This window comes from Candidatus Leptofilum sp. (assembly GCF_965223285.1).
In the GTDB taxonomy this organism is placed as follows: domain Bacteria; phylum Chloroflexota; class Anaerolineae; order Promineifilales; family Promineifilaceae; genus Leptofilum.
Genome location: NZ_OZ244997.1, coordinates 3,911,653 through 3,924,774, shown reverse-complemented (window position 1 = coordinate 3,924,774; position 13,122 = coordinate 3,911,653). Strand labels below are relative to the sequence as shown.

Annotated in this window: 13 protein-coding genes; 9 read left to right on the top strand and 4 right to left on the bottom strand. The window is 52.0% G+C overall.

Annotated features, from left to right (window positions below):
- Positions 1–15: 15 nt before the first annotated feature.
- Positions 16–1,845, bottom strand: a complete 1,830-nt coding sequence (thrS, locus tag ACOQPU_RS17675; RefSeq protein ID WP_420641150.1) for a threonine--tRNA ligase — start codon at positions 1,843–1,845, stop codon at positions 16–18.
- Between the two features lie 624 nt (positions 1,846–2,469).
- Between thrS and ACOQPU_RS17670 the strand changes: the two genes are divergently transcribed.
- From ACOQPU_RS17670 to ACOQPU_RS17660, 3 genes are all read left to right on the top strand, one after another.
- Positions 2,470–3,054 (top strand): RNA polymerase sigma factor, encoded by a 585-nt coding sequence (locus ACOQPU_RS17670; RefSeq protein ID WP_420641149.1) that lies wholly within the window; start codon positions 2,470–2,472, stop codon positions 3,052–3,054.
- Between the two features lie 98 nt (positions 3,055–3,152).
- Entirely contained in the window at positions 3,153–3,707 is a 555-nt protein-coding gene (locus ACOQPU_RS17665; RefSeq protein WP_420641148.1) for an anti-sigma factor family protein, read from the top strand.
- A 2-nt stretch (positions 3,708–3,709) separates the two neighbouring features.
- Entirely contained in the window at positions 3,710–4,780 is a 1,071-nt protein-coding gene (locus ACOQPU_RS17660) for a polymer-forming cytoskeletal protein (protein ID WP_420641147.1), read from the top strand.
- Positions 4,781–4,928: 148 nt separating this feature from the next.
- Here the strand turns inward: ACOQPU_RS17660 and ACOQPU_RS17655 are convergent, their stop codons facing one another.
- Together ACOQPU_RS17655 and ACOQPU_RS17650 are read right to left on the bottom strand one after the other, a co-directional pair.
- Positions 4,929–5,654, bottom strand: a complete 726-nt coding sequence (locus ACOQPU_RS17655) for a DUF4013 domain-containing protein (RefSeq protein ID WP_420641146.1) — start codon at positions 5,652–5,654, stop codon at positions 4,929–4,931.
- 174 nt (positions 5,655–5,828) lie between these two features.
- Complete coding sequence (locus tag ACOQPU_RS17650) at positions 5,829–6,176, bottom strand: DUF4870 domain-containing protein (RefSeq protein ID WP_420641145.1); 348 nt, start codon at positions 6,174–6,176, stop codon at positions 5,829–5,831.
- Between ACOQPU_RS17650 and cas5 the strand changes: the two genes are divergently transcribed.
- The 6 genes from cas5 to ACOQPU_RS17620 all read left to right on the top strand — a co-directional run bounded on the left by cas5 (position 6,125) and on the right by ACOQPU_RS17620 (position 11,644).
- Entirely contained in the window at positions 6,125–6,259 is a 135-nt protein-coding gene (gene cas5, locus ACOQPU_RS17645; RefSeq protein ID WP_420641144.1) for a CRISPR-associated protein Cas5, read from the top strand. The genes ACOQPU_RS17650 and cas5 overlap by 52 nt on opposite strands.
- 61 nt (positions 6,260–6,320) lie before the next feature.
- Positions 6,321–7,256 (top strand): methionyl-tRNA formyltransferase, encoded by a 936-nt coding sequence (gene fmt / locus ACOQPU_RS17640; RefSeq protein ID WP_420641143.1) that lies wholly within the window; start codon positions 6,321–6,323, stop codon positions 7,254–7,256.
- Positions 7,257–7,345: 89 nt separating this feature from the next.
- Complete coding sequence (locus ACOQPU_RS17635; protein WP_420641142.1) at positions 7,346–8,410, top strand: ketopantoate reductase family protein; 1,065 nt, start codon at positions 7,346–7,348, stop codon at positions 8,408–8,410.
- Positions 8,410–9,252 carry a class II aldolase/adducin family protein gene (locus ACOQPU_RS17630; RefSeq protein ID WP_420641141.1) on the top strand — a complete coding sequence of 281 codons (843 nt, stop codon included), beginning with the start codon at positions 8,410–8,412 and terminating at the stop codon, positions 9,250–9,252. Before ACOQPU_RS17635 ends, ACOQPU_RS17630 begins: the two co-directional genes overlap by 1 nt.
- Positions 9,253–9,308: 56 nt before the next feature.
- Positions 9,309–10,040, top strand: coding sequence for a glycerophosphodiester phosphodiesterase (locus ACOQPU_RS17625; RefSeq protein WP_420641140.1), 732 nt, complete (start codon positions 9,309–9,311; stop codon positions 10,038–10,040).
- A 245-nt stretch (positions 10,041–10,285) separates the two neighbouring features.
- Complete coding sequence (locus tag ACOQPU_RS17620) at positions 10,286–11,644, top strand: hypothetical protein (protein ID WP_420641139.1); 1,359 nt, start codon at positions 10,286–10,288, stop codon at positions 11,642–11,644.
- A 144-nt stretch (positions 11,645–11,788) separates the two neighbouring features.
- On the opposite strand, the gene ACOQPU_RS17615 is transcribed toward ACOQPU_RS17620, so the two are convergent.
- A complete protein-coding gene (locus ACOQPU_RS17615; protein WP_420641138.1) occupies positions 11,789–13,093 on the bottom strand; it encodes a thymidine phosphorylase in 1,305 nt (434 codons plus the stop codon).
- Positions 13,094–13,122: the final 29 nt, after the last annotated feature.

Below are 13,122 nucleotides of genomic sequence, written 5' to 3'. Positions count from 1 at the left end.
ACCGGTAACGTCCGCTCATAATTCCATCGACTTGGTAGTGATTAAGGTAGTGGCCTGGGTTTTGAAATCGGCGACGGAAACCGCGCCGCGATCTTCGTTGTCGCGCGTGCGCACGGCCACGGCGTTGGCTTCCTCTTCCTTGTCACCAACGACGAGCATGTACGGCACTTTTTGCAGCTGGGCATTACGGATTTTGGCATTCATACGGCCGTTGCTAGCATCAACCTCCACCCGCATCCCGGCCGCCCGCAACTCTGCCGCCACCTTGTTTGCATATGGCACATGGCGGTCCGTAATTGGTACCATCACCACCTGCACCGGTGCCAGCCACAGTGGGAAGGATCCGTTGAAATGCTCAATCAAAATGCCCACAAACCGCTCCATGCTGCCAAACGGTGCCCGATGAATCATCACCGGCCGATGTTTCTGCCCATCTTCACCCATGTATTCCAAGTCGAACCGCTCCGGCAGCAAAAAGTCCACCTGCACCGTGCCCAACTGCCACTCTCGCTTTAGCACATCCCGGAAAATGAAGTCCAGCTTCGGGCCATAAAAGGCTGCTTCGCCCTCTTCCACCGTGTAGCGCATCCCTACCTTGTCGGCCGCTTGCTTGATAGCGGCAACGCCCTGCTGCCACATCTGCGGCGTTCCGGCATATTTGTCGCTGTCGGCATCGTTCGTGCCCAGCCGCGCCCGAAAATCAGAAAAGCCCATCGTGTTAAACACATGCTGAATCAAATCCACCACGCCGATGAACTCCTCTTCTAGCTGCTCTGGCGTCACAAAAAGGTGTGAATCGTCCACCGTAAAGCCGCGCACCCGCGTCAGGCCATTTAGCTCACCGCTTTGCTCATAGCGGTACACCGTGCCAAACTCCGCCAGGCGCAGCGGCAAATCCCGGTAGCTGTGCGGCTCACTCTTGTAGATTTCGATGTGGTGCGGGCAGTTCATCGGCTTTAGCATGAACTTTTCATCATCCACGTCAATGGGCGTGTACTGGCTCTCTTTGTAGTATGGATAATGGCCGCTGGTGATGTACAAATCCAGCTTGCCGATGTGTGGCGTAATCACCGGCAGGTAGCCACGCTCAAGCTGTGCCTGGCGCAAAAAGCCCTCCAAATTCTCGCGCAAAATGGCACCCTTGGGCAGCCACAGCGGCAAGCCCGACCCCACCAACTGCGACAAGTGGAACAGCCCCAACTGCTTGCCCAGCCGCCGGTGGTCGCGCGCTTTGGCTTCTTCCAGCAGCTTCAAATGTTCTTCCAACTCAATTCGGTTGTGCCAGGCCGTGCCGTAGATGCGCTGTAATTGCGGCCGTTTCTCATCACCGCGCCAATATGCCCCACCCGTGCGTAACAACTTCGCCGCATTGGCTTTAATCTTCTTTGTAAAAGCCACGTGCGGGCCACGACACAAATCCACAAATTCGCGCTGCGTGTAAATGCCCACTTCACTCACTGGCTCGCTAATGGGATTGCCATTTTCATCCACTTTTCCGGCTGCTAATTCTTCAATTAGTTCTAGTTTGTAAGGTTGACCCGCAAAAAATTGCTTGGCTTCCTCAATCGTCATGGAAGATTTCTCGAACTTGGCGTTCTTTTTCAAAAGCTGCTTCATTCTGGCTTCGATTTTCTCTAAGTCTTCCGGTGAAAATGTGATTGGCTTGTCATTCTCATCTTTGCCCAGATCGAAATCATAATAGTAGCCATCCTCAATAGGCGGGCCGATGGCCAACTTGGCTTCTGGGTAAAATTCCAATACGGCTTCCGCCAGCACATGCGCGGCCGAATGCCGGATTTTGTAAAGTTCTGATTCGGCGTACGGTACGCCGTTTTGTTGCGACATGCTTCCTCCAAAAAATTGTAGAGATTGGAGATTAGAGATTGGTTTTCAAATCTCCAATCCCTGATCACTAATCTCCCAAAATAAAAACGCCACCACCCTGTTTGGGGCGATGGCGTCGCGGTTCCACCCAAATTCGGTAATCAGTGATCGGTATTCCGTAATCGGTTTAACTGATTACTGATTACCGTTTACTGATAACCCTCATAACGGCCGTTAACGGAGCCATCCGGATTTTCTTACTAAGCTTAAATTTAAGAAGATGGGGGGCAGACCCAAAAGTCTGCCCCTAAATAGGCAAACAATAAAGTTTGCCCGACCGTTCAGAAAATCACTCATGGGGGGTTTTCATTGCCTTTTTTGTGATGATGGCTCTCAGCTAGTCAATTTTTCAACGATCTTTTCTGAAAAATCGCTTAACCATCACTCTCTTGCACAATTTGTGCAACTACTCGTCCCAATCAACGTATTGCCTATTGAATTGTAGCATATTCGATTATAAAAGAGGGTTCAGCATTGTCAAGCATGGCACTAAAAAACAGTAGTTTACTAACCGCCAACCAACCAGCGTCAAAGGAAACTTTTCCTGCTATACTGCGTACTGACAAGCGTCAGGAGAAAAAAGTGGTGAACGAAGAACAGGTCTGGTTGGATCAGGCGCGGCGCGGCGACAAAGCCGCCTTTGGCAAAATTATAGAAGCATACCAGCGGCCTGTTTACAACCTGGCTTACCGAATGCTGAGCAACTCAGGCGAAGCCGAAGAAGCTGCCCAGGAAGCATTCATTCGCGCCTACACGCGGCTAGATAGCTACAATCCAAATCACAAGTTTAGCACCTGGCTGCTTTCCATTACGTCCAACTACTGTATCGACCTGATTCGCAAGCGGCGAGCTGTTTTGCTCAATATTGATGAGCCACTGCCGCCGCATCCGGCACTCATGTCAGAAAAATCGTCTGGGCCAGAGCCGCAATTGGTTCAGAGCCAACAAGAAGATATGGTGCAAAGATTGCTGGCAGAATTGGCACCTGAATACAGAGAAGCCGTTGTGCTGCGCTATTGGCATGAACTCTCTTATGATGAAATCGCGGAAATGATGGACACAACCGTGAGCGCAATTAAGTCTCGGCTTTTCCGCGCTCGCAAGCAGTTAGCAGAGATTGGTGTTGCCGCAGGGATGCACCTGGAAAGTGATGGGGCCTTGGCCTCTTAATTGTATTGGTAATAGTCGCCAGCAAGTTGTTTCGGCTGGCGGTGCAGGCAAATGAACCTGCATATTCAAAATCTGAAACAAGAATGATGGAGCAAATTATGGAACACGAAAGATTTCACACGTTGATGATGGACGCGCTCGATGGTGAGCTTGCAGCTGAGGAACAAACTGAGCTGGAATCTCACCTGCGGGCGTGTCCTGCCTGCCGCCAGGAGTGGCACGCCATTTTGGCCATCGACACGCTGTTTCGGCAAGCCCCAATGCTAAGTCCAGCGGCCGGGTTTACCCAAAGAACGGTCGCTCTGCTGCCGAGCCGTCGCGCCCGGCTCTGGGCCATCAGCATTATTTATGTGCTGCTGCTGTTCAGCGGCATATTGCCGATTTTGCTGGTGGTTTGGGCAGCTAACACAATCGTACCCGTCATTAGCGAACCTGCTTTTATTGACTCTGTTCAGCAAGTGTGGGCGCAGGCGGTGCGACTGGTTGGGGTTATTTCTGGTGCTTTGTTTAAAGGGCTTGGGGAGTTGATTGTGCAGCAACCAGCGATTGTTGGGTGGCTGCTGGTTTTGGCCGGAACAGTTTTTGTCTGGAATGGTGTTTACCGCCAGTTGGTTAACCAAACAACGGCCGTTTCTGTACGAGGTAATAGTTAAAAATGCAACGAGTAAAAACACAACGCCGACTTTTATGGGTTCTTGCTCTTTTGCTGCTTCTGGTTGTGCCCACAAGCGTGGCCTTGGCTGCGCCATCGGCACAGCGGGAAGTAGATGACGACAATGTTGTTTACGGCGACGTGGTGCTGTTTGATGAAGATTTTGAATTGAATGAAGACGGCCGTGTTAATGGAGACATCGTTCTTTTCAACGGCACGGCAACAATTTCCGGGACTGTTAACGGAGATGTGGTCCTCTTTAACGGGGATTTGCACATGAGCGAAACGGCCGTTCTCAACGGCGATTGCGTTCTCTTTAATGGGGCTTCCACAGGTGACGGCAGCGTGAGCTGTACCAACTTGAATGTAGAAATTCCCGTTCAGCTAGAAAACTTTTTAAGCGATTTGGAGTTTAATCCAGGGCCAATGGTTGAAGTTGAAATAGAAGAACCGCCACTTTTACAAAGAATCCTGGGCGGAACGGCCGCAGCAATTGCCCGGTCTGTATTGTTTGGTTTGCTTGCCTTTGCGGCAGCTTCTTTGATACCACAACCGATGCAGCGCATTGAAAACACATTGCGCACACGGCCCATTGCCAGCGGTGCCATTGGCCTGCTTACCACCTTTTCAATGCCGTTTGTCGCCGTGACGCTTGCCCTAATCTCTATTCCCCTTATTCTGTTGTGTGGGCTAGGCTTGCTTGGCTATCCACTAATTGGGGTAATGATATTGGCGATGGTGGCCGCTGGCTTTTTGGGCTGGTTTACCGTAGGCAACATTGTGGGCGGCTTTTTGGCACGGCGACTGAACATGAACGTCCGTAACCGGGCGATCACAACCGCACTGGGAACGGCCGCTATTACATTTGGCATTGGCTTTTTGGGCGCAATTCCATTTGTCATTGGCGAGAGCTTGATTTGGCTGCTGATTGTGTTCTTGGGACTGGGCGCGACGGCACTCACAAAATTTGGTACGCGGGAGTACCCATTGGTTGCCGCCCCCGCCCCGCTGAATCAGGATAAGATTACGGCCGTACTCGACACCCTTCCAGATAAAGAAAACCTAGCTGAATAGCTGGTTTTTTGTCCCTCTTCCCTCTCAACAGAACGGCGCATCCTCCCAAGGTGCGCCGTTCTCTTTTATTTGCCAGAAACTTCAAAAGTCTTGATAACTGCCAGCACTGGGCAAGCTATCTATAAGACTTTTGAAGTTTAAGTTTACACTACGCTGCAAACTTTTCGGCAGGTGGGGTGCCGCCAATTTTGCTCGCAATTTGACCGTAGAGATGGCCAGTTACGGCCGCCAGGTAGGGACCCATCACAAAGCTCAACAGAAACCCAATAACTGTCCCTATGCAAATGATCGCGTTTAAGGCGGTTACCACAATAGAAAGCACCAAGCTGGCAGCAAATGGCGTCAGCCCAGCAATGAGAATATCGCCAAAATTGTCGCGCACGATGCCCAGCACTTCGCCAAAGCGGAAGCAGGCACTCAGGTTGCCTTCGCGCACGTACTGAATCACAATGGCTGGGCTGATAAAGAAGAAGGCCAGCATGAAAATGATAAAGAGGCAGCCAATGAGACCCCACGTGGCCAAAATGCCCGCCGCCACAGCATCTTCACTAATTTGAGTGGCTTCGCTGAGGCCGCCAAAGCCGATGGTAGTGATAAAGGCGATGCAGGTGAGTAGCCAAAATGGCAATGTGTACACGATGGATGCCACCACAATGGACAGTCCATCCATAAAAAGTGTGCCTAAATCTTCCCATTCGGGAAGCGGCCGTTTCTTACCATTCATCACATTGCGGGTGATCCCCACCATGTAGCCAGATAGCAAAAATCCTGGCAAAATCAAAAAAGAAGCTAGCGAAACCAAAACCCCAATGACCAGTTTACCTAGCCACCGTTCATCTTCTGCAAAATAGGTAAATGCTTTTGCAACATCCATAAGAACCTCCTGTTAAACTTGTAAAGTGACTGTGAAGCAACCCTGCCGGAGGTTCCGCCCAAAAAGTTGCATACGCTGTCAAACCTCCGGGAGGTTATAGGTTTCAAAAAAGAAAGCCAGCCCCGACATAGCTGTCTGGACTGGCCAAAATTTACGGAACCAAGTTTAGACTAATTAAGCCCAGCCCTGACCTTTCACAAAATCGGTGATGACAGGAATGGTCACTTCTTGCCCCTGGTACGCTTGCCAGCCCCAATAAATAGCCACAATCCACATGGCTAAACCTGGAATACCGCACAAAAATGAGGTAACGGCACTTACGATAAATGTAAGAATACCCCAGACCAGGGCTTGCCCATTGTGGGCTTTGATAAACGGCCGTTCTTTCTTATCCTCAATCAAAAAGATGATAATTGGCACTAGGGGCGAAAAAATATAAGCCAGTAACGACCATAGCTTATCATCATCAGTTGGCCCAGTCAGACCCATTTCGTCGTTTACAATATCAATATCGTCGCTCATTCAGTTTGCCTCCTAAGCGTACAGTTTTGGGATTGGCGTTACGTTGCTCACCAACCAACCATGCAATTACATTTGCATTGTAAATGGCAGTAGACTTTACGTCAACAACTTTGCAAACAGGAAAATCATGGTTAGAATGCCGTTATGGTAAATGTTGTCTTTATGGGTACGCCGGACTTTGCCGTACCCGTTCTACAAACTTTAATTAAAACGCAAAATGTGGTTGGGGTGGTAACGCAGCCAGACCGACCAGCGGGGCGCGGCAAGCAGCTACGGCCGTCCCCCGTTAAACTCACCGCCCTGGCCGCCAACATCCCCATTTACCAGCCCAAATCATTACGCAATGAAGAGGCGGCACAGCCCCTGCGCGATTGGCAGCCAGAGATCATTGTGGTGGCCGCGTTTGGCCAGATTTTACGGCCGCACGTGCTAAATTTGCCCACGCACGGCTGTCTCAACATCCACGCCTCGCTGTTGCCGCGCTGGCGGGGCGCATCTCCCATCCAGCACGCCATTTTGGCCGGGGATGCAGAAACAGGCGTTTGCCTGATGCAGATGGATGTTGGGCTAGACACTGGGCCAGTTTTTGTGTGTGAATCCACACCCATTTCGCCCACGGAAACGGCCGCTTCCCTCCACGATCGGTTGGCAGAAATGGGCGGCTCCCTGCTGGCGGCCCATCTAGAAGATATTGTAGCTGGCAGCCTCACACCAACGGCCCAAGATGATGAACAATCGACTTATGCACCGATGATTAGCAAAGCAGACGGCCGTCTAAACTGGCAACAAACCAGTGCAGAGATTGATCGCCGTATTCGCGCCATGACGCCTTGGCCGGGGGCGTTTACCAGTTGGCAAGGCAAGATGCTCAAAATAAAGGCGGCTTCAGCGGCAAACGGCCGTCTCCCCAGTGGCAATGCGGGCAGCGTGGTCGCGTACGAAGAAGGCGCGGCGGTGCTTACCGGAGATGGGGCATTGGTTTTAGAAGAAGTTCAGCTAGCCGGGAAGCGCGCAACGGCCGTACCCGACTTTCTACGTGGCCAGCCCAACTTCATTGGCAGCACATTGAGCGCAGAATAAAATTAGCCACAGAGAACACAGAGATTGTGGAGGTTTTTCTCTTTTTTCTCTGTGTTCTCTGTGGCAAAAAAATATAGCGGAAGAAGCTTATGGACATCTTAATTTATGGTGCAGGCGCAGTTGGCGGCTATCTGGGCGCACGACTGGCGCAGCAAAAACACAATGTCACCCTCATTACGCGAGAAGTCATGGCCAACCTGATTGGCGAAACGGGTCTGGAAGTAACGGAAGATGGCAAACGCGTAGTCACACACCCAACGGCCGTTACCTCTGTGGCCCAGGCCTTCAAAGAAGGGCAACAGTACGACCTTATTATCCTGGCCATGAAAGCATACGACATAGCCCGCGCCATCGATCCCCTCATTGCCTTTTGCCCCGAACCCAACATGATACTTACCACCCAAAACGGTATTGGCGTAGAAACAGGCCTCATCAAGCAGTTTGGTGCCGAGCGTGTTCTGGCTGGCTCCTTCACCTTACCCATCCGCAAAGAAACCACCACCCAGCTGGTTGCCGAACGGTCAGATGGCGGCATCTGCCTCTCTCCCACGCAGCCCAAGCAAGATATAAGGCAGTGGTTGAAGCTGTTCAAAGAGGCGGGCTTGACAACCAAGGCATTCAAATCATATGAGTCGATGAAATGGTCTAAAGCGTTCCTCAATATTATTGCCAACGCCACCTCTGCTATTTTGAACCGACGCCCCGGTTTGATTTACCGTTCAGACGCCATTTTCGATATGGAGATCAAGATGCTGGAAGAAACGCTGGCGGTCATGCAGGCGGCGGGGCACAAGGTAATGGATTTGCCCGCCGTGCCAGCCACCAAGCTCGCATTTTCTGTGCGGCGCCTGCCCCGTGCCCTGCTAAAGCCGGGATTGACCAAGCTGGTGGCAGATGGGCGCGGCGACAAAATGCCCTCTTTCCACATTGATCTGACGGCTGGCAAGGGGAAAAGCGAGGTGGTTTATCACAATGGAGCCATCGCCAAAGCGGGCAAGGCGTTGGGCGTCGCCACGCCTGTAAACGCAGCCCTGACCGATATTTTGTGGAAGCTGACACTAGAGAAGCTGGATTGGCGGGAGTTTAACGGCAAGCCCACCCGGCTGAGTCAGGAAGTAAAGCGGTATGAAGTAGCCCTGGGAGCAAAAACGTAATGCGCGTCAATGAACAAGAGTTGCGCCAAACGTTCGTGAAAATCGGCCGTTTGATGTATGAAAAAGGGTTTATTTTGGCCAGCGACGGCAATATTTCGGCGCGGCTGGGGCCAGACCGCTTGCTCATCACCCCAGCAGATTTACATAAAGGGATGCTAGGGCCAGAGCAAATGCTAATAGTTGATTTGGAGGGGAACGTGGTGCGGAGTGGCTACAGCCGTTCCGCCAACCTCAAACCCACTAGCGAACTTCCCATGCACCTGGAAGCATATCGCCAACGCCCAGACATTCAGGCTGTGGTTCACGCTCACCCACCCCATGCCGTCGCTCTTTCCATTGCGGGCGTGCCCATGGCCCGCTGCCTGCTGCCAGAGGTCATTGTGATGTTGGGCATCGTGCCGACTACAGAGTATGCGACGCCATCTAGCGTGGAAAACGTCCGCGCCATCCGTGAGTTGATTCGCAACCACGATGGCTTGGTGTTACAGCGGCACGGCTCGCTCACCGTTGGCAATTCCCCCTTGCAGGCGTTTATACGGCTGGAAACATTGGAGCAAAATGCACGAATTGGCTTTATGCTGGCCCAGTTGGGCGTAGACAACCCACTACCACCCCATGAGGTTGAAAAATTGCTGACCATACGCGACCAGAAGGGGTATAGCCACGCCACAGAGCGGCTGGAATTTTGTCAGATATGCGGCACGCGCCACGCGGCAAATGAGGCTCACTTGCCGGCGATACAACCGTTAGACACGGCCACATCCCCCAAAACCTCCTCCCTCAATCAAACCGAACTGCGCGAACTGGTTGCCCAGGTGGTCCAAAAAACACTGGGCAATTAAGATTACAAAAGTCTTCGAGACTTTTGTAGTCTTCCTCAACTGAAAAGGAAGCTGGTATGTACGAACTGAGACGTGCGAAGAACGGCCGTCCCCTCCTTGTAGGCCACCGGGGAGCGATGGATGTAGCCCCAGAAAACACGATGCCATCGTTTGAGGCCGGGCTGGCCGGGGGTGCCGATTTACTGGAGCTAGACGTGCAGCTTACCGCCGATGCCCAAGTCATCTTGTTCCACGACACAGATTTGCAGTACAAAACGGGCATTCGCGGGCAGATCGGGGATTTCACGGCCGAATTTTTGCGCAGCCTCGACGTGGGCAGCTACTTCGACCCACAGTTTGCTGGGTTAAAAATGCCGCTGCTAGATGAACTGCTTGCTTGGGCCAAAGACCGCGTGGCGCTGATGATTGAACTCAAGCACGGCCCCATCTTCAACCCGCGCCTGGACCACGAGGTGGTGCGTCTGATCGAGCAGCACGGCATGGAAGACCAGGTCGTCATCATCAGCTTCGACCAATTTGCTCTGCGCCGCGTCAAGCAGATGAACCCCAACTTGACCGTGAGCTTGATTTATGTTGGCCGTTTTTGCGATCCGCTGGCAATGATTGGGGATATGCAGCTAGACGCCCTTAGCCCCGCCACGGACTTTTTGACGCAGGATGAGGTACAACTCATCCAAAAGGCGGACTACGCCTGCACCCCCGGTGGCTTTTATTGGGATTACCCCACCCTGCTTGACTGGGGCGTGGACACCATCAGCAGCAACAACCCCGCTGCCTTTTCGTTCTAATCCCCACTTGTCATGTTGAGAGCGAAACATCCTTACCAAGCCTCTGCCGCGGACGGGTGTCCTCACTGTATAGCTTCGCTGGCTTGTTTAGGGTGACTTAACAGAATAATATTGCTCCATCTCATGCTGTTCAATTACAATAGGCTTCATAGAAAGCTGCCAAATTTAGGAGGGAGCAGGCAGCAAATTGTGATGTGGCATTGACAACCGCGTAGAGATAAACCGCGTCCCACCAGGGGGGAAAGATGAGCGCGTATCATTGCAAAAAATTTCATTTAAAACATGCTGGTAGAATCCACTTGTTATTTTTTCTGGTATTTGCCTTGCTAGCAGCCTGTAACGTGCGTGATGCACAGCCTGAATCCAATGCGGCTTCATCGCAAGCAAACCCACCTACCACAACGGTTGAGCAGAGCGAGTCCGAATCGAGAGCTACTCCTGAAACTTTTGATTTTCAGACGCCAACGGTGACAAAGCCGGTGGCGTCACTAACTGCCGTAGCCACTAAAGAAACCGGGGAACCAACGCCGACGATCATACAGAACCCCCCAACTCCTTCGGTCGAACCAATCAACTTTGAACTATCCCTTGTTTATGCAGAAACAGATACCGAAAAAGCGTGGCAATCGCAAATTTGGGTTTGGGACAGCTCTACAAATGTTACAACCCTTGTGTATGAAACTCAACCTGGAAATGCTATCTTGTTTGACCGGGTGAGGTGGGATCCGAATGGCGAGGATACCGTATACTTCACCCAGATTTCCCAAACTGACAGGTCATGGGCTCTCTTCCGGCTTTCTTTAAATACCGGTGACCTGACTCAGGTTGGCCCCACCTTCGACAGTGGAATTGGGTTTATCAGTGAATGGTCACCAAATGGACAGTGGTTACAGATTGAGCAGAGCAACGTTGAAAGTGGAGTGCCAGAATTTGAAGCTAACATCTTAGTAAATCTTGCTAATGGAGAAACTCAAGTCAGTCAATTTGAGAAAATCGCATGGTCCGCAAATAGTCAGGAGATCGTTGCCTACCGTAAGCCAGAAACACCGCCATTACAGTTGGAGTTAGTGGCTGTACCTGGCGGGGACGTTCTGAATATATACTCTCTCGTTTTTCCAGCTACTGAAGCCACAGAAAGAATTCAATTGGGATTCTATCCCCAATTTTCGTTTGTGTGGCATTCAGAGGCCGATGCTTACTATCTTGTAAGCAATACAACAAGCAACAATCGATATGAATTGTTGCTGTTGGATAGCCAAAGCGGTGAGTTGATCAGGCAACAGATTGTGAGTAATGTAAACTATACCCCAAAGCTCAGTCTATCTCCTGATGGGAGATGGCTGCTTGTAGATGGACATAATCAAATGATCCAAGTTTTCCATACTGCCACACTTGACCATCAGCCCCTACGTTTCCCCTCAGATTCATATTCCCCGTTCCTCGGTTGGGTTGAAAACAGTAACTTATTCCTTTTTCGCTCTGGAGACAGTTTGTTTGTTGCCGGGGCAGATAGATCTTTCCCTCCCCACCTGCTAATCGATCTCTCCGAAGATGTTGCGGAAGGAATAAGAGGAGTAGGCATTCGCGTGCAAATTGTTGAATAAGAAATACAATAAGCCAGCATCTGGTTACGCCAGATTGGAGTGTGGACACAATTAGCAGCAACAACCCCACATATTTTCATTCAAACTCTCACTTGTCATAATGTGTTTAGTTGGGATTCTTCACTTTGTTCAGAATGACAAATTTTACGAGATTGTGCCGTGGAAATGAGGCTGGGGCGGCACAGGATCATATGACCAGGTGAGGGCGGCGAGTAGCTCCTCGCGGGCTTGGGCCAGTTTCGCTTCGTCGTTGGTGTGGACGGTGCCAAGCACATCCCCTTCGGCAAACGAGTCTCCAATTTTGGCGGGCAGCACAAAGCCAACCGCGTGGTCGATCTGGTCGGTTTTCACAAAACGGCCGCCGCCTAAGCGCACCGCTGCCCAACCAATCTCACCCGTCGCCACAGCCGCAATTGTGCCTCCACGAGGTGCCAAAATCGGTTCCACAAATTTGGCTTGCGGCAGCAAGCCAGGGTCGTCTACCTGAGCCACATCGCCACCCTGCGCGGCTACCATTTGGCGGAATTTTTCGAAGGCGGTGCCATTTTGGCGAACGGCCGTTACCAACTCCTTCGCCCCGTCCAAACTGTCTGCCTTACCCGCCAGCAGCAGCATGTGGCCCGCCACCTCCAGGCAATGTGCCCAAAAATCAGCGGGGCCGCCCCCTTGCAGCGTTTCAATCGCCTCTTTCACTTCCAGCGCATTGCCAACGGCGTGGCCAAGTGGTTGATTCATGTCAGAAATGAGGGCCACCACCTTCCGCCCGGCATCCGTGCCGATATCGACCATCACCTGCGCCAGTTCACGCGCCGCTTCCACCGTGGGCATGAACGCCCCAGAGCCAGTTTTCACGTCCAGCACCATCGCGTCGGCGCCAGCCGCCAGCTTTTTAGACATGATGGAGCCAGCAATGAGCGGCACGCTGGCCACCGTACCGGTGACGTCGCGTAGAGAGTATAACTTTTTATCGGCGGGGGCAAGGACGGCCGTTTGCCCGGCCAGCACCAAGCCTATCTCCCCCAACTGTTTTTTGAACTGCTCGATAGGCATTTCGAAATGCCAGCCACGAATGGATTCCATTTTGTCCAGCGTGCCGCCGCTGGAGCCGAGGCCACGACCGCTCATCTTGCCCACGGGTACGCCACAGGCAGCTACCAGCGGCTGCACGGCCAGCGTCGTTTTGTCGCCCACACCACCGGAGGAGTGCTTATCCACAACCAGCGGGGCCACGTCGTGCAAATCGAGCTCGTCACCAGAGCGTGCCATGGCCAGCGTTAAATCTACCGTCTCGCGCCGATCCATGCCGCGAATGGTGATGGCCATCAGCAAGGCCGCAACCTGGTAATCGGTCACCTCGTCAGCGGTGTAGGCGCGAATAAACCATTCAATTTCGGCCGTGGAAAGCGTTTTGCCATCACGTTTTTTTTCAATCAGATCGATCATGCGCATAGTGGGAAATCCTTTGAAATGGGGCTTTT